We start from the raw sequence: 23,977 nt of genomic DNA, 5'->3' as shown, positions 1-23,977 counted from the left end.
CCGGTGGCCACCGGGATGAGCGCGATCACCGCGACCAACTTGGTGGTGGACTGGCCGATGTTCTTCGTCGCGATCATGCGGGCGCGACCGAGCCCGACGAGCACCTGGTCCTGCAGTGCGTAGACCGACAGCACCGCGACGGCGACCGGGAACAGCGCCATTTCCACCGGGTGGGGGAACAACTCGTCGCGCGGGCCGACCAGGACGAAGACCACGCCGAAGAGCACCGCGGCGCCGAGCGCGAAGGTGGTGCCGTGCCGCACCAGCCGATGGGTGTCCCGCCCGGCCAGCGGCAGGAAGCGCTCGTACAGATTGCCGAGGCTGAAATTGGCCAGGATCGCGATCAGCGTCGCCGACGAGAGGATCGCCGACGCGCGCCCCACCTCGGCGGCGTCGTAACCGCGCGCGGCGGCGGTCCAGAAGGCGAACCCGAGGATGCCGGTGGCGGCGCTCGAACTCATCACCGCGAGGATGTCCATCCCCAGAGCCCGGCCGTGCAGGCGGCGCCGGTCGGACGCCGCGGTGGCGCCCGTGCAGTCCCCGGCACCACCGCGGAGGTCGCGCTCGACGACCCTGTCGTCGGTGGAACCATCGGCCGCACAGCCGGTTTGACCACTGTGGTGGCCGGGCGCCCGGCTGGTCGTCGACATGGGGTCCTCACGAAAGTGTTCACCCGGGCGTCGGGTGACGCGTCCGGGGCGGTGCGGGTGTCCGACGATACTAAAGTCCGCGAACGATGGTTAGGCTATCCAAACCTGTGAGCCCTGTCATAGCCGGCATGGAGCGCACCGAAGGGCGGGGCCATGCATTACAGTGACTTCCCAGCTAAGGGGAGCCTAACCTTAGCTAAGGATCCAGGGCCGGTCGCGGACCGCACGACACGGCACACCAAACCCACACTCCGACAGGAAGTTTCGCGACGTGACGGATATCGCGCCAGACCCGAAACCATGCGCAGGAGCAAACTTCGGGAACTTTCGGCACGACATGCACCGGAGCTTCGGCACCGCGGGGACCTCGGCCAACCACCGCGCCGGTGACGGTGGGTTCGCCGAGACCGGCCGGCCCAGGGTCACCGTGGTGCTTCCCACCCGTAACGAGGCCCGCAACTTGCCGCACGTCGCCGAGCGGATGCCGCCGGTCGACGAACTCGTCGTCATCGACGGCGGCTCCCAGGATGGAACCGCCGACGTCGCGCGCCGGTTGTGGCCGCACGCCACCGTGATCGAGCAGACCCGCAGTGGCAAAGGCAACGCACTGGCCTGCGGCTTCCGCGCTGCCACCGGCGACATCATCGTCATGATCGACGGGGACGGCTCCACCGACCCGGCCGAGATCCCGCGGTTCGTCGAGGCGCTGGTCGAGGGTGCGGATCTGGCCAAGGGCAGTCGGTTCTGCCGGGACGGTGGCAGTGACGACATCACCCGATTCCGCAGGCTGGGCAACTACGGCCTGAACTGGCTCGTCAACCGCATCTTCCGCACCCAGTTCAGCGATCTGTGCTACGGCTACAACGCGTTCTGGCGGCGCAACCTCGACTGTCTGGACCTCCCGTGCACCGATGATCCCGAGCCGCAGTGGGGTGACGGGTTCGAGATCGAGACCGTGATCAACGTCCGTGCCGCCAAGAGCGGGTGGCTGATACGTGAGGTCGGCAGCTTCGAGGGCAAGCGGCTGCACGGCAACAGCAACCTCAATGCCGTCACCGACGGGATGCGGGTGCTGCGCACCATCGGGCGCGAGCACCGCGAGCAGCTCGGCGGCGCACGCGTGCCGGCCGGCGCCGGGTGGTCGCCGTGACGGTTCAGCCCGCCGACGCCGCGGCACCGGTCATCGCCGCGGTCTCGCTCAGCGTGGTGATCTGCTGCTACACCACCGAACGTCGCGCCGGCCTCACCCGCGCGGTCGATTCCGTCGTGGCCCAACTCGGTGTCGGCGACGAACTGATCGTGGTGGTCGACGGCAACGACTCGCTACATCGCGAACTGCGAACGGGTGTGCCGTCTGGCGTCGTCGTGGTGGCCAACACCGCCAGCCGGGGCCTCTCCGGCGCGCGCAACACCGGTCTGCGCACCGCCTCCGGCGAGGTGGTGGTCTTCCTGGACGACGACGCGGTGCTGCACCCCGCGGCGCTCGCCGGTGTGCGCGCGGCGTACCTCGACCCCGGCGTCGTGGGCATCGGTGGCGCAGTGCATCCCGAGTGGCCTCGCGGTTCAGCACCGCGCTGGTTTCCGCCCGAGTTCGGCTGGGTGGTGGGTTGTGACTACCGCGGGCTGCCGGCCGACGGTGCCGACATCCGTAATCCGATCGGCGCCGCCATGGCCGTGCGACGGGCCGAGCTCGTCGACATCGGGGGTTTCTCGGATCGGCTCGGCCGCGTCGGCGCGCTGCCGACCGGGTGCGAGGAGACCTTGATGGGCATCGAGCTGATGCGGCATCACCCGAGCGCCAAGATCGTCCGGCACGCGGCGTTCTCGGTGTCGCACACGGTGTCGACCGACCGGGCGACGTTGTCCTACTTCCTGCGCCGCTGCTTTCACGAAGGTCGCAGCAAAGCGATCCTGACCCGGCTGTGCGGTCAGCGGTCTTCGCTGGCCAGCGAACGCAGGTACACCACGCAGGCCCTGCCCACCGGGCTGTGGCACGCGAGACGGCGGCCCGGCCGGATGCTGGCACTGCTCGCCGGACTGACGACCACCGCGGGGGGATACCTGACGGGACTGCTCCAGACTGCGTCACAGGGGGAGTGAGCGATGACCACTGACACCGACTGGCTCGAGGACGCCCGGATCACCGGGCTGGCGGCCCTGGTCCCGCTGGTCTACTTCGCCGCCGAGTGGGTGGTCTCCGCGTCGTGGCGCGGATACTACGGCTACCGCGAGGACGTGGTCGGGCCGCTGGGCGCGGCGTTCTGCGGACCGCAGGGAAACTGGCCCTGCAGCGATCTCTACCACGTGATGAACGTCGCGCTGGTCGCGACCGGGACGGCGGTGGCGATCGTGGCCGCCGGCTTCTGGCGGCAGCGGGTGACCGATCGCGCGCACGCGCTCCTGCTGATCGTCGCGGGCATCGGGCTGGCGTGCTCGGGCGTGGTGACCGTGAACGTCGACTACGCGTGGAATCTCACCGCCACCATGGTTTTCCTGACGCTGGGTGCCGTCGGCGCTGTTCTCGTCGCCGTCAGTTCGACCTCGGCGATGTCTGCCGAACGCCGGGCGATCGCGGTGCTCTCGGGCGCGCTGAGCCTGGTGGGACTGTTCAGCTTCCTCGGCGGGCACCAGGTGTTCGGCGCAGGTGGCGCCCAGCGCATGGCGATGTACGGCGTCCTGGCCGCGGTGATCGCTCTGGGCACCACCGGCCTGCGGACGCGACATTCCGCTGAGCCCGGTGAGGCGCGCGTCGAGGAGCCGCGATGAGGTACGCGGTGCGCCGCGGGGTGGCGGCGCTGAGTGTGCTGGCGCTGTGTGGATGCGCGATGCACGACACCGTCGGACACGCGCAACCGGCCGGTCCCGTCGCCGTGTTCAGTGACGACTTCACCGGCCCCGCAGGCGCGCCGCCGGCGGGTCCGTGGCGGTTCGACACCGGTGGCGGCGGTTGGGGCAACAACGAAGTGCAGGTCTACACCGACGATCCCGACAACGTCAGCCTCGACGGGGCCGGGCACCTGGCGATCGTCGCGCGCGGCGACGCCGACGGCAGCAACATCACGTCGGCGCGGGTGACGACCAAGGGAACCGTCGAGTTCACCTCAGGACGCGCCGAGGCCCGCATCGCGCTGCCCGCCGGAGCGGGCCTGCACCCGGCGTTCTGGCTGCTCGGCAGCGACGTCGACCGGGTCGGCTGGCCCGCCTCCGGGGAGATCGACGTCATCGAAACGCTGAACCTCGCCGACGAATACCACACCGGTGTCCACGTTCCGCGCCGGGGATCGGCTCGGGGACAGGAGATCTCGGCGTCCGGACCCGCACCGTTCCCGCTGGCCGGCGAGTTCCACACCTACTGGGTGGAAAAGACCCCCGAGCGCATCGTCACCGGCATCGACGACCTGACACTGTTCACCGTCACACCCGCCGATCTGGCGCCCGAGAGCACGTGGGTGTTCGACGGACCGGTGTTCCTGCTGCTGAATCTCGCCGTCGGGGGGAACTGGCCCGGACCGCCGGATCTCACCACGCCGAATCCCTCGACGATGCTCGTCGACTGGGTTCGGGTGAGCGCACTGTGAGGCCGGCTCCGGTGCTCGAACCCGCGATGCCACCGCACGCAGCGCCGACCTGGTCCAAGGCGCGGTGGATAGGGCTGCTCGACATCGACGAGTGCACCCCCGACGCGGACGGTGTGGTGGAGTTCGTCCCACGCCACGCCGAGGGCTACGGTCTCGCCCGGGTGCTGATGCGCCGCGGCGCCGAGCCCCTCGGCTTCGTCGAGGCGCGCGTGTGCGACGGCCGGGTGCGCCTGCCCGCCGCTGCGATGCCGAACGATGGCGACCACGCCGAGAGCGCGCCGCTGGTGCCGATGTCGGTGGTCGTGTGCACCCGTGACCGGGCCGACCAACTGACCGACGCGTTGACGTCGATCCTGGCACTGGACTACCCGGACTTCGAGGTCGTCGTGGTGGACAACGCAGCCCGCACCGGGGCCACCGCCTCGGTGGTCGAGAAGCTGTGCGACTCCCGCCTCAGACTGGTTTCCGAACCGCGGCCCGGGTTGTCGAGAGCCCGAAACGCCGGGCTCAGGAACGCCCGTCACCAGTTCGTCGCGTTCACCGACGACGACGTCGTGGTCGACGGTCAGTGGCTGCGCGGTATCGCCCGCGGATTCGGCCGGTCACCCCGGGTGTCGTGCGTGTGCGGACTCATCCCCAGCGGTGAGCTGCGGACCCCGGCTCAGGCGTATTTCGACCAGCGCGTCTCCTGGGCGGGTTCACTACGGCCACGGCTGTTCAGCTTGGCCGAGCCGCCCGAGGATCTGCCGCTGTTCCCGTTCCAGGTGGGTCGCATCGGGGCAGGCGCCAATTTCGCTGTCCGGCGCGACCGCATCGCAGCCCTCGGCGGCTTCGACGAAGCGCTGGGTGCCGGCACCGCGGCGCAGGGCGGCGAAGACCTGGACATGTTCTTCCGGGTGGTCACCGCGGGCGACACGCTTGCCGCCGAACCCTCGGCCATCGTCTGGCATCGCCACCGCAGCGACAACGACGCGCTGCTACGGCAGGTCCGCGGCTATGGGGTGGGTCTGGGTGCCTGGTTGACCAAGGTGGGCTCGGACCGGACCAACCGGCGGCTGGCCTGGCGGATCCTTCGGCGGCGTCTGGGCTCGTCGCTGCGTGCCGGCGCGGATTACGGCGCGATCATGGCGATGCCGTACTCCATGCCCGGATTCCGCGACGACCTGCCCGGGGCGCTCGGCCGAACCGAGGTGATGGCGGTGCTGAGCGGTCCGACGGCGCTGTGGCGCGGCCGCCGGGCCATCACCGGCGCCATGACTGCGGCGGCGCCTCGATGACGGCAACCATCGCAGCACAGACCGGCGACACCGCGCCGACGGTCGCCACTGCGGGCCCGGCGGTCCGTCGCCTGCCGTCGATGCCGTTTCGCATGGCCGACCTCGCCGTCCTGGGAGCGGCAGCCGGCGTGGTCGCGATGATGGCCCTGCCCAGCGTCATTCGAGCCGGCGCACTGGGGGTGTTCATCGTCCTCGGCCCGGGGGCGGCGGTGCTGACCTGGGTGCGCATCCCGCGCCGGGCCCTGTTGTCCACCGTTCCGGTACTGGGAATCGCCCTCGTCACGATGGTGACGATCGCGGCGATGTGGTCCTACCGCTGGAGCCCATCGGACATCCTGTGGGTGCAGGTGGTGGCTGTTGCGGGGAGCAGCGCCTGCTGGTACCACCGCCGCGGCACCAGCGTGCTGGAGGCGACACGGCGCTGGCGGTGGCGCACCGTCCCCGCCGTTGCTCACCGCGGCACATCCGTTGTGCGGCGCCACTTCTCGTTGCTGCTGAGCGGAACGGCCGTGGCGCTCTGGGCGGCCTCGGTGCCAGGGTTGCCCGGGGTCGAGGCCAGCTACTACGGTCTGCTGTTCTCCGGAACCGGCCCGCTGCTCGCCGTGTCCATGGTGCTGACGAGTGGGGCGCTGCTGGTCGCCGTGCGTGACCGGACGCTGGTTCCGGCCGCCGCGGCGATCGGCGCGGCGATCGTCGTCGCCCGCGTCACCACCTTCGCCGCCACCGACGTGCCGCTGTGGGACTGGACGTACAAGCACCTCGCGGTCGTGGACTACCTCATGGTGCACGGCCGGATCATGGCCGACGGCACCGACATCTATGCGCAGTGGACCGCGTTCTTCGCGGTCTGGGCGTGGTTCTGCGAGGCCACCGGGCTGCCTGCGATGACGGTCGCGCACGTTTTCACCCCGGTCATCCACGTGTTGATCGCGTTCACCGTGTACAGCGCCGCGCGCGTCGTCGGACGGTCGCGCCGCACCGCACTCGCCGCCGCGTATCTCGCCGAGATCGTCAACTGGGTCGGCCAGGACTATTTCGCCCCGCAGGCCTGGGCCCTGGTGCTGGCCTTCGGAACGCTGGTGCTGCTGCTGGCCTCGCCCCGCAGCCGGGCCTGTGGAGTGCTCAGTGTCGTCGTGTTCGCCGCGATGGTCCCGACCCATCAGCTGACGCCGTTCTGGATCGTGGCCGTGGCCTCCGTGCTGTGTCTGTTCAAGCGAGCGCGACCCCGCTGGGCGGCGCTGGCCATGGCCGGGGTGGCACTGACCTACCTGGTGTTGAACCTCGAAGCGGTGCTTCCCTACGGACTGCTGTCCGGCGGCAGCCCGCTGGACAACGCCGCCAGCAACGTGCTGACATCGGGGCTGCCCGCCAAGGACTTCACGTCGGCGGTGGTGCGCACACTGTCGGTGGTGGTGATCCTCACCGCGGTCGGCTGCGCCATCTGGTGCCGGCGCCACAAGCGACCGGTGTTCACACCGGCAGTGCTGGCGTTCAGTTCGTTCGGTCTGCTGTTCGGGCAGAGCTACGGCGGCGAGGCGATCTTCCGCGTGTACCTGTACGCACTGCTCGGCTGCGCGCTGCTCATCGCGCCGGCGCTGGTCGCAGCGGTGGACGCAGCCGGTCGCGGGGCGCGGACCGTACTCGTCAGGGTGGTCGCGGCGGTCGGTGTGACCGCGGCGGCGGTTGCCGGACTCCACGGCTATGTGGCGCTGTGGCCGATGATCTACCAGACCCGCGAACAGGTCGAACTGATGGACCGCATCACCGACGGCGCCGACGTGCGGACGCGATTGGTGATGTTGCGCCTCGGCGGTATGCCGACCCGGCTGAACGCCAGCTATGCCGAGGTCACGCTGTACAACCACTATTTCGACGCGACGATCGGTTTCGACCTGTGGGACTACCGGGACCCGAAGCTGCCCGAGTTGAAGGCGCAGTTCCCCACCGCCGAGGACATCAAGACTCTCGACGACTACGCGCAGTACGACGCATTCCGGGCCTATGTGCTGTTCAGCGAGCAGTCCGACAAGGCCGTGCGTTACTACGGCGACTTCCGTCCCGAAGCGGCCGACATCATGAAGCAGGCGCTGCGCAGTTCCCCCAACTGGACGGTGTACTACGAAGACGGCGAGACCCTTGTGTTCCGCACCGCCCACGACTGGGACGTGCCGCCACAAACCACCGCAGAAGGTGCCCGCTGAGCCTGTCCGTCACCCGGTCCGGCTCAGCAGCTCGCGTGCCCGCTCGGGCACCGAATCCAGTGCGGCGCAGATTCGCTCGGCATCGAACACCGCCTCGTGGAACTCCGCGGTCATCCACAACGCGCCGGGCACCGTCGCGGTCGTCACCGTCACCCCGTACGGTCCCGCGGGATCGCTGGCCACCAGGATGCAGGCTTCGGTGGGGTCGCTGAAGGACCACGCGGTGCGCGGGACCGATCCGATGCTGGAGTGCAGCAACCGCATCCGCGGCGGCGGTAGCACCGACCAGTCGGCGCCGCGACGCGCCCACCGAGCGGCCCGGGCCTTCACCGAACTCGCCACGAGATTGGCCACCGGTCGGGCCATGCGGACGGCACTGCCCATTTCCGAGTGCAGTGCGCCGGGCCCCGCGGCCGGATCGACGGTGAAGTCCAGACCGGCAGAGAACGATGCGAGCGTGTCCCACCCGGCCGGTAGGTACCGACGCACGTCGAACGGCAGCGTGACCACGGGATCGACGTCGAATCCGTTGTCCGCGAACGCTGTGTGCAGAGCGCAGGTGTAAACGGCGAACATGCTGACCTCGGGCCGGGTGGCATCACGCAGCCGGCGCAGCTCGTCGGCCTCGGCTCCGGCGATGCGGGCGATCCGGGTGGCCGGGGACGGGCCGGCGCCGAGGTCGCCAGCTGCGGGTGCCGCCATCGCCGCGGGCTTGGTGCGTCGGTGGTGGCGCCACAGCGGAAGTAGTCGCCGAGGGCGCAGCCCGATCGCGCGCACCGCGGCCGCTGGGAGCGGGGCCACCGCGTGCCGGTAGGGGCGCCACAGCGCGGGCTCTGACGGGTCGACCCCGCCCAGCAACACCGCGACAAGCAGGTCCAGCAGCGGGATCTCGCCCAGACCGTGGCTGAAGTCGATGGCCAGATGGTCGCGTCCGGCCAGCACGCGGATTCCGCTGTCGGGCATACCGCGCAGCGCCGCCAGCAGCACCATCGGATCGTCGTCGGCGACAGGGTCCGCCGCGCGCACCGCGTGCTCGAGGCGGTGCGGGGTGAAGCGCCACCGCACGCTCGCCGTCGAGGGCTGCAGGCCGATGCGGGCGACCGGTCCGACGGCGGCCATCGCCGCGAAGCGGGATCTCAGCTCGTCGAGCGACGGCATCGTCACGGGTCCCAGCACCACCGCCGACCGGCGGTGACTGTGCTGTACGTCCAGCGAGGCGACACGCACGGTGGCCGGCTGCCGACGGCGCGCAGGAAAGGCCATTTGCCTGCAGAACCTATCAGAGGCCGGACCTGCGACGAGATGACCGATCGGCACTGCGGGCGCGTTGTTCTCGCGGTTCTGTGTTCTATAGGTTCTGCCCATGACGCAGGCGAGGAGACGAGGCGACCGGACGGTCCCTGCAGGCAGATCCCGGGCCCGGGCGCTGTGGTCCGGCGCGGCGGTGGTCGCGGTCGGCTACGGCGTCTTCCTGATCGTGGTCGCAACCCGCGTGCCGTCGGGGACCGAGCTGACGGGACAGTTCGCTCTGCAACCGGCCGTCAAAGCGCTGACCGCGGTGCTGCTCGCCGCCGCGACGGCACATCCCGTCGTGCGGGAACGGCGCTGGCTGATCGGCGCCCTGCTGTTCTCCGCGGCCGGGGACTACCTGCTGGCGATGCCGTGGTGGGAGGCGTCGTTCGTGCTCGGCCTGGCCGCCTTCCTGATCGCCCATCTGTGCTTCCTGGCGGCCCTGCTGCCGCTGGCCGCGCCGACACCGCCTCGGCTGGCCGCCGCCGGCCTGACCGTGGCGTCCTGCGTGGCGCTGCTGGTCTGGTTCTGGCCGCGGCTGATCGCCGAGGGAATGGCGGTGCCGGTCACGCTCTACATCGCCGTGCTCGGTGCCATGGTCTGCGCGGCGCTGCTCGCCGACCTGCCCACCCCGTGGACCGCACTGGGCGCGGTGAGCTTCGCGATCTCCGACGCGATGATCGGGATCTCCCGATTCGTGCTGGGCGACGAGCGGCTGGCGGTGCCCATCTGGTGGTTCTACGCCGCCTCGCTGCTGCTGCTCACCGCCGGGCTGTTGTTCGGCCGGTCGTTCGGGTCGCCGTCCGGGGCCTCTGCTACACCTGCGGGGTGAGCACCACCCGGCACCCGGCCGAGCACGAGCCGATCGCGCGCGTGCTGCCGATGCTGTCGGTGCCGCACCTCGACCGCGAGTTCGACTACCTGGTCTCGGCCGATCAATCCGACGACGCACAACCCGGTGTGCGGGTCCGGGTCCGGTTCCACGGCCGGCTAGTCGACGGTTTCCTGCTCGAGCGTCGCTCCGACACCGACCACGGCGGAAAGCTCGGCTGGCTGGACAAGGTGGTCTCCGGCGAACCGGTTCTCACCCACGACATCCGCCGTCTCACCGACGCCGTCGCAGCCCGTTATGCGGGCACCCGGGCCGACGTGCTGCGCCTGGCGGTGCCGCCACGACACGCAACAGTCGAGAAGCAGGCCGCACCCCCGCTCGAACCGCTCGATCCGCTGCCCGTCGACACCGCCGCGTGGGCGGCGTACCAGGGCGGCGCGCAGTTCGTCGCCGCCCTGCAGGGGGGCCGCGCGGCGCGTGCGGTGTGGCAGGCGTTGCCGGGGGAGTCGTGGCCGCAGCGGCTGGCCGAGGTCGCGGCCGTGACGGTCGCGACGGGCCGGGGTGTGCTGGCCGTGGTTCCCGACCAGCGCGACATCGATCAGCTGCAGGCGGCCGCGACGGTGCTGCTTCCGGACAGCCGGGTGGTCGCCCTGTCGGCCGGGCTGGGTCCGGCCGAGCGGTACCGGCGCTGGCTGCGGGCGCTGCGCGGTCAGGCGCGGCTGGTGATCGGGACGCGCAGCGCCGCCTTCGCGCCCGTGTCCGATCTCGGACTGGTGCTGGTCTGGGACGACGGTGACGACTCCCTGGCCGAACCCCGCGCGCCGTATCCGCACTCCCGTGAGGTGGCGATGCTGCGGGCCCACCAACTGCGCTGTGCGGCGGTGATCGGCGGCTTCGCACGCACCGCCGAGGCCCACGCGCTGGTGCGCAGCGGCTGGGCGCATGACCTGACCGCGCCGCGCCGGGCCGTACGCGCGCACGCCCCGCGGGTGGTCGCGCTCGAGGACAGCGCCTTCGCCCAGGAACGCGACCCCGCCGCGCACACCGCCCGGCTCCCGTCGATGGCCCTCGACGCCGCCCGCGCCGCGCTGCGCGCCGACGCCCCGGTCCTGGTGCAGGTTCCGCGCCGCGGTTATGTGCCGGCATTGGCGTGTGGCCGGTGCCGCAGCATCGCCCGCTGCCGGCACTGCACCGGGCCGTTGTCCCTGCCCGGCCGCGACGCCCCCGGGGCCGTATGCCGCTGGTGCGGCCGCGAGGAGCTGGCCCTGCGGTGCGCGCGGTGCGGGTCGGACGCGGTGCGGGCCGTAGTGGTGGGCGCCCGGCGCACCGCCGAAGAACTGGGCCGGGCGTTCCCCGGCGCGGCGGTCATCACCTCCGGTGGTGACAGCGTGGTGGCCACGGTGCCGCCCCGTCCCGCCGTCGTCGTCGCCACCCCGGGGGTGGAGCCGGTGGCCGAAGGCGGCTACGGCGCGGCGCTGCTCCTCGACGCCTGGGCACTTCTGGGACGCCAGGACCTGCGCGCGGCCGAGGACACGCTGCGGCGCTGGATGGCCGCGGCCGCCTTGGTCCGCAGCCACGACGACGGCGGGGTCGTCGCGGTCGTCGCGGAATCGGCCATCCCCACGGTGCAGGCGCTGGTGCGCTGGGATCCGGTCGGTCACGCCGAGGCGGAGCTGGACGCGCGTACCGAAGTCGGCCTGCCGCCGGCGGTGCACATGGCCGCCGTCGACGGCACCACCGACGCGGTGGACGCGCTGCTGCAGGCCGCTGAACTACCCGACGGAGCCGAGGTTCTCGGACCGGTCGACCTGCCCGTCGGCGCCCGCCGGCCCGCCGGGGTGGCCGCCGATCACCCGGTGGGCCGGATGCTGGTCCGGGTGCCGCGCGAACTCGGACTGGGCCTTGCCGCGGCGCTGCGACGGGCCAGCGCGGCCGCCAGCGCACGCCACGACCACGAGCCGGTTCGTGTGCAGATCGATCCGCTGCACATAGGGTGATTCTCGTCTGACGGTGGATCCGGACAGGAGAGGGCGATGGCGCGTCTGATCTCGTGGCTGATCACGCTGGCGGTGATCGCGCTGGGGGTGCTGTGGCCGTGGCTGTTCCAGGGCGGAGCCACCGACACGGCGGCGCCCTACGATCCGGTCGTCTTCGACGATTACGACGTCGACATCGTCGTCGCCGACGACGGCACGATGACCGCGGTGGAGACCATCACCGCGGATTTCCCGAGCGGGCGCCACGGTCTGTTCCGCTACTGGGACGTGGCCAACCCCAACGATCCGAACATCCGCCAGCGACCGGAGGTCACGTCGGTGCTGCTCGACGGGCGTCCGGCACGGTACGAGATGCTGTGGGAGGACGGCCGGCGGTTCCGGGTGGCCAAGATCGGTGATCCGGACCGGACGCTGAGCTACGGCGCCCATGTCTTCGAGATCCGTTACACCATCCCCGGCGTGCTCGACCCAGGCACCACCGGCGCCGGGAAGCAGTTCGCCGCCACCACCGGCGATACCGCCGCAGCGCCGACGGTGTTCTTCTGGAATGTCATCGCGCCGTCGTGGAACAACTACATCCGCGCGGTCGACGTCTCCGTCGAGCTTCCCGCATCCGTCACCGGTGCGCAGTGCTCGGTCGGCTCGGGCGTCGGCGTGATCTGTGACGACCTGACCATCAGGGGCAACCGCGTCGAGTTGTCGGCGGCCAACCTGCCACCGCGCACCCCCGTCACCGTGCGCGCCGGCGTCGACCTGCCGACCCCGGCGCGGCCGACACTGCCCTGGTCCTACACCTGGGACCGGGTGCTCGGCCAATCGGTGGCCGGCGTGATCGGCGTCGCGACGCTGACCGTGCTGTTGGCCGCCGGAGCGCTGCTGTGGCTGCGCGCGGTCACCGAGCGGAGACCCGGCTTCCCGCTGCAGTACGCGCCGCCGCCGGGCCTGGGACCGGTACAGGTCGAATACCTCCGCACCGAGTCGGTGCCCAAGAACGGCCTGACCGCCACGCTGTTCCATCTGGCCGAACGCGGTCTGATCACCCTGCAGCAGGTCAGCGACAAACACTGGCGAATCCGGGGGGTTGCCCAGCGGGGGCAGTGGAGAGACGTGGACCCGGTCAGCGCGGCGGTCGGAAGGAAACTGAAAGTCGACTCCGCGGGCGCGGAATTCGAGGCCAAGAAGACGGTCAAGTCAGGGGAGCGGCTCCAGAAGGCCAAGGCCGAGATGACCGAGACCGTGCAGAAGTGGGCGCTGACCTCCGGACTCATGGTGCAGCGCAAGAAGGAGCTGTGGCTGCGCGCCGCCAACGGCGCTGCCTTCGTATTGATGATCTGCGCGTTCTTCAACTGGGGGCCGCCCTTCACGCTCTGGGCCCTGCCGTTCGCGGCGTTCTTCGTCTTCTCGGCGGCTTCCTGGCGGCCCGGGGTGGGAACCAGGCGCACCGCGGCCGGACGTGAACTGTGGTCGCGCATCGGCGGATTCCACCGGGTGCTGGCCACCGACTCGGCCGAGAGCCGGTTCGACTTCGCCGCCCGCAAGGATCTCTACACCGCCTACGTTCCGTTCGCGGTGGCCGCCGGCGCCGCCGCGATGTGGGCCAAGAAATATCAAGAAGTCACCGGTACCGTTGCACCGCAACCCGATTGGTACAGCACTTCGACGACGACGTCATCGGGCTGGTTCGGCTCCGGTGGCGGCGCGGACTTCGACAGCTTCGAATCGGCGTTGTCGTCGTCGATCGGCGCCTACACCGCCTCGCAGGCGAAGTCGTCGTCCTCGGGCGGCGGAGGGTCCAGCGGCGGCGGGGGCGGCGGTGGTGGAGGAGGAGGTGGCGGGTCGTGGTGACCTTCCTACTTGTCGTCATCCTGGTGGTGGCGGTGGCGGTGCTGATCGGATTCGTCGTGGGCTACAACAAGATCCGGTCCGCCGACGTGCGGGTGGCCGAGGCGCTGTCGGGCATCGACGTGGAGCTGACGCGACGCGCCGCACTGATCCCGAGCCTGGTGCACACCGTCGCGACCTTCGCCACCCACGAAAAGACCGTGCTCGACCACGTCACCGACGCCAACGCGGCCCTGACCGCGGCCACCAGCGGGAAGTCCGTCACCCAGCGCAGCGCGGCCGAAAAGCAACTCGACCGCGCGCTGGCGCCGGTGCTCGCGCTCGGCCGCGACTATCCGCAACTCGCCTCGTCGGCCAACTTCTTGGACCTGCAGCGCAACCTCGCCGACACCGAGGACAAACTGGCGTTCGCCCGGCAGTACTACAACGACTCCGTGGCCGGCCTGAACCGGCTCGTCACCACCATCCCGTGGCTGCTGGTCGCACCGCTGACGGGGGTCGCCGAGAAGGAGTACTACCAGACACCGAGATGAGCCTCCCTAGACTGGCGCGGTGCGTCTCGTCTTCGCCGGCACGCCGGAACCGGCCCTGCCCTCCCTGCGGCGGCTGATCGAATCACCCCGTCACGACGTCGTCGCCGTGCTGACCCGCCCTGATGCGGTCGCCGGCCGGCGCGGGCGGGCGGCCCCGTCCCCGGTCGCGCAGGTGGCCGCCGAGCACGGCATCCCGATCCTCCGGCCGGCCCGCCCCAACTCCGAGGAGTTCGTCGCCGAACTCGCCGAGCTGGACCCCGACTGCTGCGCCGTGGTGGCCTACGGGGCGCTGCTCGGGGAGGAACTGCTGGCGGTCCCCGCGCACGGCTGGGTCAACCTGCACTTCTCGCTGCTGCCCGCCTGGCGTGGTGCGGCTCCCGTGCAGGCGGCCCTGGCGGCCGGGGACACCGTGACCGGAGCGACGACATTCCAGATCGAGCGCAGTCTGGATTCCGGCCCGGTGTACGGCGTGGTCACCGAGACCATTCGACCCACCGACACCGCCGGCGCGTTGCTCGAGCGACTCTCGGTCGCGGGTGCGGAGTTGCTCGAGGCGACGATGGACGGCATCGCCGAACACAAGCTGACCGCGGTGCCGCAACCCGCCGAAGGCGTCAGCGTCGCCCCCAAAGTCACCGTCGACGACGCCCGGATCCGCTGGGACCTGCCCGCGCACGTCGTGGACCGGCGCATCCGTGCGGTCACGCCCAACCCCGGTGCCTGGACGATGATCGGTGAGCTGCGGGTCAAGGTGGGTCCGGTGACCGTGCCCGACCAGGCCTGCGAGCTGGAGCCCGGGCGCATGCAGGTGGGCAAGCGCCACGTGCTGGTCGGTACCGGATCGGTGCCGGTGCAGCTGGGCAGCGTGCAGCCCCCGGGCAAGAAGGCGATGGCCGCCGCGGACTGGGCGCGTGGCGCCCGGCTCGACGAACACGGCTGGGCCCGATGAGCGGCCCCGGACGCCGACCCCGGCGCACCCCGCTGGACCCGGCCCGCCGCGCGGCCTTCGACGTGCTGCGTGCGGTGTCCACCCGCGACGCGTACGCCAATCTGGCGCTCCCGGCGATCCTGCGGGAGCGCGGAATCACCGGGCGCGACGCCGCATTCGCCACCGAGCTGGCCTACGGCACCTGCCGGGCCCGCGGGCTGCTCGACGCCGTCATCGCCGCCGCGGCGGGCCGGCCCGTGGACCGCATCGACCCGGTGCTGTTGGACCTGCTGCGGCTGGGGGCGTACCAGCTGCTGCGCACCCGGGTGGAGGACCATGCCGCGGTCTCGACGACCGTGGAGCAGGCCGGGATCGAATTCGATTCGGCACGAGCCGGTTTCGTCAACGGCGTGCTACGGGCCATCGCCCGGCGCGACGAGGGTTCCTGGGTCGCCGAGCTGGCTCCACCGGCGGCCACCGACCCGGTGGGGCACCTGGCGTTCAGGTACGCCCACCCACGGTGGATCGGCCAGGCGTTCACCGATGCGCTGGGCGCCCGCGCCGGAGAACTCGAGGCGCTGCTGGCCAGTGACGACGCCCGTCCGGAGGTGCATCTGGTGGCGCGGCCAGGGCGCCTCTCGGCCGCCGAGCTGGCCGAGACGGCCGGTGGCACCGTCGGTCGCTACTCCCCGTATGCGGTGTATCTCGGCGAGGGCGACCCCGGGGCGCTGTCGGCTCTCCGCGACGGCTCGGCGCTCGTTCAGGACGAGGGCAGCCAACTGATCGCCCGTGCGCTCACACTGGCCACGCTCGACGGTGACGACACCGGCCGCTGGCTCGATCTGTGCGCCGGCCCCGGCGGGAAGACGGCGCTGCTGGCGGCCCTCGGCGAACCCGTCGGAGCCTTCGTCGACGCGGTCGAACCCGCCCCCGCCCGCGCCGATCTGGTCGAGCAGAACACCGCCGGGCTGCCCGTGACCGTCCACCGTGTGGACGGGCGCGAGCCGGGCCTGCCGCCCGGCTACGACCGGGTCCTCGTCGACGCGCCGTGCACCGGGCTGGGCGCGCTGCGCCGACGGCCCGAAGCCCGCTGGCGGCGCCGGCCCGGCGACGTGCCCGCCTTGGCGAAGCTGCAACGCGAACTGCTGGCCTCGGCGATCCGGCTCACCCGCCCCGGCGGGGTAGTGCTGTACGCGACGTGCTCGCCGCATCTGGCCGAAACGGCCGGCGTCGTCGCCGACGCGCTGCGCCGCTATCCGGTGACCGCACTGGACACCACGGCACTGCTCGCCCCAGCCACCGACATCGGTGATGGGCCGTCGGCGCAGTTGTGGCCGCACCGCCACGGCACCGACGCGATGTTCGCCGCCGCATTGCGGGTGGGCGGCGACCGATAGGGTGAGCGCATGGCTGCACCGATGATCGCCCCGTCGATCCTGGCCGCCGACTTCGCCCGGCTGGCCGACGAGACCGCCGCTGTCGCGGGAGCGGACTGGCTGCACGTCGATGTGATGGACAACCATTTCGTGCCGAACCTCACGCTGGGCCTGCCCGTGGTGGAGTCGCTGCTCAAGGTCACCGACATCCCGATGGACTGCCACCTGATGATCGACGACCCGCAGCGGTGGGCGCCGCCCTACGCCGAAGCCGGCGCCTACAACGTCACGTTCCATGCCGAGGCCACCGACAACCCGGTCGGCGTGGCTCGCGACATCCGCGCCGCCGGGGGCAAAGCCGGTCTGGCGGTCAAGCCGGGCACCCCGATCGAGCCGTACCTGGAGATCCTGCCCGAGTTCGACACGCTGCTGGTGATGTCGGTCGAACCCGGCTTCGGGGGCCAGAAGTTCATCGCCGAGGTGCTGCCCAAGGTCGGGACGGCGCGGCGGCTGGTCGACGCGGGCGAGTTGAGCATCCTGATCGAGATCGACGGCGGCATCAACGCCGACACCATCGAACAGGCGGCCGCTGCCGGGGTCGACTGCTTCGTCGCCGGATCAGCCGTCTACAGCGCCGACGATCCCGCCGCCGCGGTGCGGGCATTGCGCGCGCAGGCCGGCGCGGCGGCCACGCATCTGTCGGTATGAACCTCGACGCCGCCATGCAGGCGGCCATCGAGCAGGCTGAGCAGGTCAAGGGCCGCACCTACCCGAATCCCCCGGTGGGAGCGGTCATCCTGGATCGCGACGGCCAGATCGCCGGCGTCGGCGCCACCTCACCGGCGGGCGGGCCGCACGCCGAGGTCCTCGCGTTGCGACGAGCCGGCAGCCGCGCGGCCGGAGGCACCGCGGTGGTCACCCTGGAACCGTGCAACCACACCGGTCGCACGCCGCCCTGCGTGGACGCATTGTTGGCCGCCGGCGTCGCTGCGGTGGTCTTCGCCGTCAGCGATCCGAATCCGCTCGCTGCCGGGGGAGCCGCCCGACTGGCCGATGCCGGGGTCGAGGTGCAGGCCGGGGTGCTGGCCGGCGCCGTCGCCGGTGGGCCGCTGCGCGAGTGGCTGCACAAGCTCCGGACCGGATCCCCCCACGTGACGTGGAAATTCGCGACCAGCGTGGACGGCCGCAGCGCCGCCGCCGACGGCACCAGCCAGTGGATCACCAGTGAGGCCGCCCGCGCGGACGTCCATCGCCGGCGGGCGGCCGCCGAGGCGATCATCGTCGGCACCGGAACGGTGTTCGTCGACGACCCGGTCCTGACCGCTCGCCGCCCCGACGGTGCGCTGGCCGAGAGCCAGCCGTTGCGTGTGGTGGTGGGTGAGCGCGAGATATCGCCGGATGCAAGGGTTCTCAACGACGACTCGCGAACCATGGTGATCCGCACCCGGGATCCGCACGAGGTGCTCAGGGCGCTGTCGGACCGTACCGACGTGCTGGTCGAGGGCGGCCCCACCCTGGCCGGCGCCTTCCTGCGGGCCGGTGTGATCGACCGCATCCTGGCTTACGTGGCGCCGATCCTGCTGGGCGGTCCGATCACCGCGGTGGACGACGTCGGCGTGCTCAGCATCGCTCAGGCTCAACGCTGGCAGTTCGACGGAGTGCAGGCCGTCGGGCCTGATGTGTTGCTCAGCCTGGTACCGGCGTGACGGTGGGCGGTGTCACAGTCGCCGCGGGCGCGGCGACCGGGGGTCAGGCACCGCCGAATCGGTAAACTCGATGCAGTCGGCTGCTTGCCGGCGGGAATATCGCGCTTTCAGAGACGAGTTGCGCTGAGAAAGCACGAGAAAAGGACATCGAGCATGACTGCTCTGCAGGGCTGGATCCACCACAATCCGGTCGATCCCCGACATCTGAAAGCCGCAATCTGGGGTGTCTGGCGGGATCTGACCAGCGAGAAACCCACCGAACTCACCGAACGCGACGAGCCTCAGCTGATGGGCCGAGGGCTCGAACGCTGCTGATCGGCGCCTGATTCGCCGGGTTCCTCGGCATGTTCGCGCCGGGCGGCGATCAACAATCCCAGCACCGCGCCCACGACACAGACCACCGCGGTGATCGTGAAGATCTCCGAATACTGCATGACGTACGCCTCGCGGACGCGTGCCGCCTCGGCGGCCAGGCGCTGCGCCAGCGTGTTGGCGTTCGGGTCGGCGGGAATGCTCGCCAGGTGCTGGTTGAAGCGGTACAGACCCCACGCCGACAGCGCCGCGATGCCGATCAGCATGCCGATCATGCGCGCCACCACCACTGCTGCCGAGGCGATGCCGTGCTGGGCGGTGGGCACCACGCGCAGCGTCGCTGACGTCAGCGGCCCGATCACCAGGCCCAGGCCCAATCCGGCGATCGCCAGGTCGGTGTCGAGCACGGGCAGGCTGACAAAGCCCAGGTCGTGGCGGGCGGCGAGCAGGTCGACCGGCCACCGGGAGATCAGCACGTAGCCGCCGGCGGCGATCAGCAGTCCGACGAACGCGACGATGCGGTCACCGATCCTGGTGGCCAGCCAGCCGCCCAACAGGGCGCCGATCGGCAGGGCGATCAGGAAACGCAACAACAGGAACGCCGCCTGGTTCTGGTCCTGACCCAGCACGCCCTGACCGAACAATTCGACGTTGACCAGCGTCACCATCAACGCGGCGCCGGCAGCCAGCGAGGCACCCAGGGCAGCCAGGAACGGGCGGAAGTGCACGCCGGCCGGATCGAGCAGCCGGGTGCGGGCGAACTTCTCCCAGACGAAGAACGCCACCATCGCCACCGCCGCGGCGATCAGCACCGGCGGGCCCCAGCTGGGCAGCACCTGTCTGCCGTCCGGGGCCGGGTTGTACAGCCCGACCACCGCCAGGCCCAGCGCCACCGCCAGCAGCAGCCCGCCCACCACGTCGACCTTCTGCGGATCATCGGTCTCGGCGCGCGCCGGCAGGCTGAAGTGGATCATCACCATCGCCAGGGCCGCGAGCGGCACGTTGACCCAGAACACCGACTGCCAGTGCCCGAACAGCCACACCAGGGTGATGCCGTAGACCGGGCCCAGCACGCTGCCGAGTTCCTGGGCCGCGCCGACGCCGCCGAGCACGGCGGCGCGGTTGCGCGCGGCCCACAGATCGGCCGCGAGCGCCAACGTCACCGGCAGCAGCGCGCCGCTGGCCGTGCCCTGGATGATGCGGCCGAGCACCAGCACCGTCAGGTCGGTGGACATCGCGGTGATCACCGAGCCCAGCGCGAACCCCGCCAGGCTGACCTGGATGAGCATCTTGCGGCCGAACCGGTCCGAGGCCCGGCCCAGCAGCGGCATCGCCGCGATGTAGCCGAGCAGGTAGCCCGTGATGATGGGGGTGACCCGCTGGATCTGATTGATGCCGATCCCGACGTCGGACATGATGTCGGTCATGATCGTCACGACGACATAGGTGTCGAGCGCGCCGAGCACCACCGCGAGGCTGCCCGCACTGATCGCGATGCGGCGGTTGGTCGGGGTGGAGGGGGTCGTCGGTCGCGGCGCACCCGTCTCCGTCACCGGGGAGCGGTGCATCAGACAGCCGGTTTGTCGACGGTCACCGGTTCACCCCAGTCCGACAGCGTCATCGTCACGCTGTTGCCCGGGCTGGGCTCCAGGCGCGCCTGCATCAGCTGGTGGTCACCGTCCTCGGCGACCCAGGCGGTGCCGGGGACCGGGCCGGTGGCGGCGATCTGCGGGGCGATCTTGTTGACCGCGTCGGCGCTGACCATGCCGGTGATGCGGACGGTGGTGACGCCTTCGACGGTCTCGCGGCCGTCGGACTTGGCGTCGGAGAAATTGGACAGCACGTTGGCCAGGCCGGCATCGGGGCTCAGGATTGCGGCGACGTCGTAGATGTCGGAGGCGGGACCGAAGTTCGACAGGCTGCCACCTGCGGTGATCGCGGCGTAGAGGTCGCCGTCGGCGACGACGAACTGCACACCTTCGAGCCGCTGGCCCAGGAAGACGATGTCGGCGGTGCCTTTGGCCGCCACCGCGGGCCGCTGGGTCAGGTCTCCCTCGAGGGACTCGACGGGCAGCTCGGCGATCTGGCCCTGCACGGCCAACTTCAGGTGCGCACTGGTCTCACCGGCGGTCGTCTCGCTGGACTCCTGCAGCAGGGTCGCGGCGTCGGGCAGGTCTGTGGCGGAGTCGTCGGAGGAGCCGGAGCACCCCGCGACGAGGGCGGCAACGGCGAAAAGGGCGGCGAGGATCGCCAACAGGCGGGTCTGCATGTCCTGCATGGTAGTAGGTGTGCGGGTGTGCGGGCGCCGCCCGCCGGTCGGCGACGTTCTACGCTGGCAACGTGTTCACCGGAATCGTCGAAGAACTTGGTGAGGTCGTCAGCAGGGAGGATCTCGGCGACTCCGCCCGGCTGGTCATCCGCGGTCCGGTCGTCACATCGGATGCCGGACACGGCGATTCGATCGCGGTCAACGGGGTGTGTCTGACCGTGGTGGACGTGCTCGCCGACGGCTCGTTCTCCGCGGATGTGATGGCCGAGACCCTGCAGCGATCGAGTTTGCGGGAGGCGGCGTCCGGCGCGCGGGTCAACCTGGAGCGCGCCGCGGCGATCAGCAGCAGGCTGGGCGGTCACATCGTGCAAGGTCACGTCGACGGAACCGGCGCCATCGTGTCCCGCACCCCGTCGGAGCACTGGACCGTGGTGCGCGTCTCCCTGCCGGCGGCGTTGTCGCGGTACGTGGTCGAGAAGGGCTCGATCACGGTCGACGGCGTCTCCCTGACGGTGTCGGGCCTGGGCCCGGACTGGTTCGAGATTTCGCTGATCCCCACCACGCTGGACCTGACGACGCTGGGCCGCGCCGAGGTCGGGGCGCCGGTGAACCTGGAGGTCGACGTCATCGCCAAGTACGTCGAACGGTTGCTGGGTGCCGGCCGCGCCGAGCCGGGCGCCGGCTCGGCGACCTGAGCGGGCGCCGAGGGACTTCGCCCGGTGCCGGCGGCGCCGCCGAAGTCGCGGGGGCCGGCGATGCCGGCAAAGTCGCGGGTGACGGGGGTCACCCTCACGTCGGTGTCCGGCGGTCGGCGATCACACCCTTCTGCGCTGCGCCGGACGGCAGGCAATAACCGGTCTCAAGGCGTGGTTCATACTGAAGGGTGTTGACAGGGTGGTTCCAGACCCCGGGACCGGCAAGGTGGTGCAGATGACGAGGCTGGATTCGGTCGAACGCGCGGTGGCCGACATCGCAGCGGGCAAGGCCGTGGTCGTCATCGACGACGAAGATCGTGAGAACGAAGGCGATCTGATCTTCGCCGCAGAGAAGGCGACCCCGGAACTGGTTGCGTTCATGGTGCGCTACACCTCCGGTTACCTGTGCGTGCCGCTGGACGGCGAGATCTGCGATCGTCTCGGCCTGCTGCCGATGTACGCGGTCAACCAGGACAAGCACGGCACCGCCTACACCGTCACGGTGGACGCGAAACTGGGTGTCGGAACCGGGATCTCGGCGTCGGACCGCGCCACGACGATGCGACTGCTCGCCGATCCGGGTGCGGTCGCCGACGACTTCACCAAACCCGGCCACGTGGTTCCGCTGCGGGCTAAGGACGGCGGGGTGCTGCGGCGCCCGGGCCACACCGAGGCCGCCGTCGACCTGGCGCGCATGGCCGGTCTGCAGCCGGCCGGCGCGATCTGCGAGATCGTCAGCCAGAAGGACGAGGGCGCGATGGCGCAGACCGACGAGCTGCGGATCTTCGCCGACGAGCATGATCTGGCGCTGATCTCGATCGCCGACCTCATCGAGTGGCGCCGCAAGCACGAAAAGCACATCGAACGGGTGGCCGAGGCCCGCATACCCACGCGACACGGCGAGTTCCGGGCCGTCGGCTACACCAGCATCTACGAAGACGTCGAGCATGTCGCCCTGGTCAAGGGCGATATCGCCGGGCCGGGGGCGGGCCCCCACGGTGACGGCCACGACGTGCTGGTGCGGGTGCACTCGGAGTGCCTGACCGGCGACGTGTTCGGCTCCCGCCGCTGCGACTGCGGCCCGCAGCTGGACGCCGCGTTGGCGATGGTGGCGCGCGAGGGCCGCGGAGTGGTGCTCTACATGCGAGGCCACGAGGGCCGCGGCATCGGGCTGATGCACAAGCTGCAGGCCTATCAGTTACAGGACGCCGGGGACGACACCGTCGACGCCAACCTGAAGCTGGGCCTGCCCGCCGATGCCCGCGACTACGGCACCGGGGCGCAGATCCTGGTCGACCTCGGGGTGCGCTCGATGCGTCTGCTGACGAACAACCCGGCCAAACGCGTCGGCCTCGACGGTTACGGCCTGCACATCATCGAACGCGTCCCGCTGCCGGTGCGTGCCAATGCCGAGAACATCCGCTACCTGATGACGAAACGCGACCGCATGGGCCACGACCTCGTCGGCCTGGAGGACTACGACGAGGCGGTACCCGGCGAGTTCGGCGGAGCCGTATGAGTCCAGCCGCCGGTGTCCCCGATCTGCCCGCGCTGCAGGCCGGCGACGTCACGTTGGCGATCGTCGCCAGCACCTGGCACGAGACCATCTGCGACGCGCTGCTCGAAGGAGCGCGAAGGGTCGCTGCCGAGGCGGGGATCGCCGATCCGACCGTCGTGAGGGTGCTCGGCGCCATCGAGATCCCTGTGGTCGCGCAGGCGCTGGCCGCGACCCACGACGCCGTCGTCGCGCTCGGTGTGGTGATCCGGGGGGAGACGCCGCATTTCGACTACGTCTGTGACGCGGTCACCCAGGGGTTGACGCGGGTGTCGCTGGATTCGTCGACGCCGGTGGCCAACGGTGTGCTCACCACGAACACCGAGCACCAAGCGCTCGACAGGGCAGGGCTGCCGTCCTCGGCCGAGGACAAGGGCGCGCAGGCGGCTGCGGCGGCGCTGTCGACCGCGCTGACCTTGCGCCGGCTGCGGTCGGGGACATGACCGGGGCGGACTGGGACCTCGAGGTCAAACCGCACCTGGCCCCGATCTTCGCCTACAGCGCGGCGGCCGTCGTGCTGGTCGCCCACATCGCGGTCGGGGCCCTGCTCAAGGTGGGCTCGACCGGGGTGATCTTCCGCACCTACGACCAGGTGGCGATCGCCACCGTGGGCGTCGTGATCGCGGGCTTTCTGTGCCTGTTCGCCCGGCCGCGGCTGCGTATCGGTGCCGCCGGCGTCGCAGTGCGAAACCTGTTCGGCTACCGGCTGTTTGGGTGGGACGACGTGTGCGGGGTGTCCTTCCCTGCCGGTGCGCGCTGGGCGCGGCTGGACCTGCCCGACGACGAGTACGTCCCGGTGATGGCGATCCAGACCGTGGACAAGGGGCGGGCCGTGCAGGCCATGGACCGGGTCCGCGAGCTCGAGCAGCGGTATCGGCCCGATCTGGCGTCCCGTAGCGACCCGCACTGAGGCGAGCCGTCGGGGTGGGGCAGTAG

General features: G+C 70.9%; 23 protein-coding genes. 19 read left to right on the top strand and 4 right to left on the bottom strand.

Annotated elements, in window-relative coordinates; translation table 11 throughout:
- On the bottom strand, positions 1-650 hold a 650-nt coding region (locus J3476_RS11510; RefSeq protein WP_373889050.1), incomplete at its 3' end, for a lipopolysaccharide biosynthesis protein.
- 337 nt (positions 651-987) lie between these two features.
- On the opposite strand from J3476_RS11510, the gene J3476_RS11505 reads away from it, so the two are divergent.
- The 6 genes from J3476_RS11505 to J3476_RS11480 are packed head-to-tail and all read left to right on the top strand — an operon-like array spanning position 988 to position 7,706.
- The gene (locus J3476_RS11505) at positions 988-1,800 is read left to right on the top strand and encodes a glycosyltransferase family 2 protein (RefSeq protein ID WP_207066603.1); all 813 of its coding nucleotides are present in this window, start codon (positions 988-990) and stop codon (positions 1,798-1,800) included.
- Entirely contained in the window at positions 1,797-2,750 is a 954-nt protein-coding gene (locus tag J3476_RS11500) for a glycosyltransferase family 2 protein (protein ID WP_207066602.1), read from the top strand. Before J3476_RS11505 ends, J3476_RS11500 begins: the two co-directional genes overlap by 4 nt.
- A gap of 3 nt (positions 2,751-2,753) precedes the next feature.
- The gene (locus tag J3476_RS11495) at positions 2,754-3,416 is read left to right on the top strand and encodes a DUF998 domain-containing protein (protein ID WP_207066601.1); all 663 of its coding nucleotides are present in this window, start codon (positions 2,754-2,756) and stop codon (positions 3,414-3,416) included.
- The gene (locus J3476_RS11490) at positions 3,413-4,228 is read left to right on the top strand and encodes a glycoside hydrolase family 16 protein (RefSeq protein WP_207066600.1); all 816 of its coding nucleotides are present in this window, start codon (positions 3,413-3,415) and stop codon (positions 4,226-4,228) included. Before J3476_RS11495 ends, J3476_RS11490 begins: the two co-directional genes overlap by 4 nt.
- Positions 4,225-5,505, top strand: coding sequence for a glycosyltransferase family 2 protein (locus tag J3476_RS11485; RefSeq protein ID WP_286182906.1), 1,281 nt, complete (start codon positions 4,225-4,227; stop codon positions 5,503-5,505). The genes J3476_RS11490 and J3476_RS11485 overlap by 4 nt, the downstream gene beginning before the upstream one ends.
- On the top strand, positions 5,502-7,706 hold the full coding sequence (locus J3476_RS11480) for a hypothetical protein (protein ID WP_207066599.1): 2,205 nt from the start codon (positions 5,502-5,504) through the stop codon (positions 7,704-7,706). The genes J3476_RS11485 and J3476_RS11480 overlap by 4 nt, the downstream gene beginning before the upstream one ends.
- A gap of 9 nt (positions 7,707-7,715) precedes the next feature.
- Here J3476_RS11480 and J3476_RS11475 read toward each other — a convergent pair whose 3' ends face one another.
- On the bottom strand, positions 7,716-8,969 hold the full coding sequence (locus tag J3476_RS11475; RefSeq protein ID WP_207066598.1) for a hypothetical protein: 1,254 nt from the start codon (positions 8,967-8,969) through the stop codon (positions 7,716-7,718).
- Positions 8,970-9,069: 100 nt separating this feature from the next.
- Between J3476_RS11475 and J3476_RS11470 the strand changes: the two genes are divergently transcribed.
- The 9 genes from J3476_RS11470 (at position 9,070) to J3476_RS11430 (ending at position 18,525) form a co-directional block, all read left to right on the top strand.
- Positions 9,070-9,828, top strand: a complete 759-nt coding sequence (locus J3476_RS11470) for a lysoplasmalogenase (protein ID WP_207066597.1) — start codon at positions 9,070-9,072, stop codon at positions 9,826-9,828.
- A 50-nt stretch (positions 9,829-9,878) separates the two neighbouring features.
- On the top strand, positions 9,879-11,825 hold the full coding sequence (locus tag J3476_RS11465; protein WP_207066615.1) for a primosomal protein N': 1,947 nt from the start codon (positions 9,879-9,881) through the stop codon (positions 11,823-11,825).
- A gap of 36 nt (positions 11,826-11,861) precedes the next feature.
- Positions 11,862-13,670, top strand: coding sequence for a DUF2207 domain-containing protein (locus J3476_RS11460; RefSeq protein WP_207066596.1), 1,809 nt, complete (start codon positions 11,862-11,864; stop codon positions 13,668-13,670).
- Complete coding sequence (locus J3476_RS11455; protein WP_207066595.1) at positions 13,664-14,200, top strand: LemA family protein; 537 nt, start codon at positions 13,664-13,666, stop codon at positions 14,198-14,200. The genes J3476_RS11460 and J3476_RS11455 overlap by 7 nt, the downstream gene beginning before the upstream one ends.
- Before the next feature lie 19 nt (positions 14,201-14,219).
- On the top strand, positions 14,220-15,149 hold the full coding sequence (gene fmt / locus J3476_RS11450; RefSeq protein ID WP_207066594.1) for a methionyl-tRNA formyltransferase: 930 nt from the start codon (positions 14,220-14,222) through the stop codon (positions 15,147-15,149).
- On the top strand, positions 15,146-16,525 hold the full coding sequence (locus J3476_RS11445; protein WP_207066593.1) for an RsmB/NOP family class I SAM-dependent RNA methyltransferase: 1,380 nt from the start codon (positions 15,146-15,148) through the stop codon (positions 16,523-16,525). The genes fmt and J3476_RS11445 overlap by 4 nt, the downstream gene beginning before the upstream one ends.
- 9 nt (positions 16,526-16,534) lie before the next feature.
- Positions 16,535-17,212, top strand: coding sequence for a ribulose-phosphate 3-epimerase (rpe, locus tag J3476_RS11440; protein ID WP_207066592.1), 678 nt, complete (start codon positions 16,535-16,537; stop codon positions 17,210-17,212).
- A complete protein-coding gene (gene ribD, locus J3476_RS11435) occupies positions 17,209-18,210 on the top strand; it encodes a bifunctional diaminohydroxyphosphoribosylaminopyrimidine deaminase/5-amino-6-(5-phosphoribosylamino)uracil reductase RibD (protein WP_152517026.1) in 1,002 nt (333 codons plus the stop codon). Before rpe ends, ribD begins: the two co-directional genes overlap by 4 nt.
- 153 nt (positions 18,211-18,363) lie before the next feature.
- A complete protein-coding gene (locus J3476_RS11430; RefSeq protein WP_170311204.1) occupies positions 18,364-18,525 on the top strand; it encodes a hypothetical protein in 162 nt (53 codons plus the stop codon).
- On the opposite strand, the gene J3476_RS11425 is transcribed toward J3476_RS11430, so the two are convergent.
- Together J3476_RS11425 and J3476_RS11420 are read right to left on the bottom strand one after the other, a co-directional pair.
- Positions 18,492-20,090: an MFS transporter gene (locus J3476_RS11425; RefSeq protein WP_207066591.1), complete on the bottom strand. Its 1,599-nt coding sequence runs from the start codon at positions 20,088-20,090 to the stop codon at positions 18,492-18,494. The genes J3476_RS11430 and J3476_RS11425 overlap by 34 nt on opposite strands.
- The gene (locus tag J3476_RS11420; RefSeq protein WP_207066590.1) at positions 20,090-20,791 is read right to left on the bottom strand and encodes an LppX_LprAFG lipoprotein; all 702 of its coding nucleotides are present in this window, start codon (positions 20,789-20,791) and stop codon (positions 20,090-20,092) included. Before J3476_RS11420 ends, J3476_RS11425 begins: the two co-directional genes overlap by 1 nt.
- Positions 20,792-20,862: 71 nt before the next feature.
- On the opposite strand from J3476_RS11420, the gene J3476_RS11415 reads away from it, so the two are divergent.
- From J3476_RS11415 to J3476_RS11400, 4 genes are all read left to right on the top strand, one after another.
- Positions 20,863-21,486 (top strand): riboflavin synthase, encoded by a 624-nt coding sequence (locus tag J3476_RS11415; RefSeq protein WP_207066589.1) that lies wholly within the window; start codon positions 20,863-20,865, stop codon positions 21,484-21,486.
- A 235-nt stretch (positions 21,487-21,721) separates the two neighbouring features.
- Positions 21,722-23,005, top strand: coding sequence for a bifunctional 3,4-dihydroxy-2-butanone-4-phosphate synthase/GTP cyclohydrolase II (locus J3476_RS11410; RefSeq protein ID WP_152517030.1), 1,284 nt, complete (start codon positions 21,722-21,724; stop codon positions 23,003-23,005).
- Complete coding sequence (gene ribH, locus J3476_RS11405) at positions 23,002-23,484, top strand: 6,7-dimethyl-8-ribityllumazine synthase (protein ID WP_152517031.1); 483 nt, start codon at positions 23,002-23,004, stop codon at positions 23,482-23,484. The genes J3476_RS11410 and ribH overlap by 4 nt, the downstream gene beginning before the upstream one ends.
- Positions 23,481-23,951, top strand: a complete 471-nt coding sequence (locus J3476_RS11400; protein ID WP_207066588.1) for a PH domain-containing protein — start codon at positions 23,481-23,483, stop codon at positions 23,949-23,951. The genes ribH and J3476_RS11400 overlap by 4 nt, the downstream gene beginning before the upstream one ends.
- Positions 23,952-23,977 lie beyond the last annotated feature (26 nt).

This window comes from Mycobacterium sp. PO1, from assembly GCF_017312405.1.
GTDB lineage: Bacteria > Actinomycetota > Actinomycetes > Mycobacteriales > Mycobacteriaceae > Mycobacterium.
Note: the sequence above shows the minus strand (reverse complement) of the source record. Positions and strands in the feature narration are given on the sequence as shown.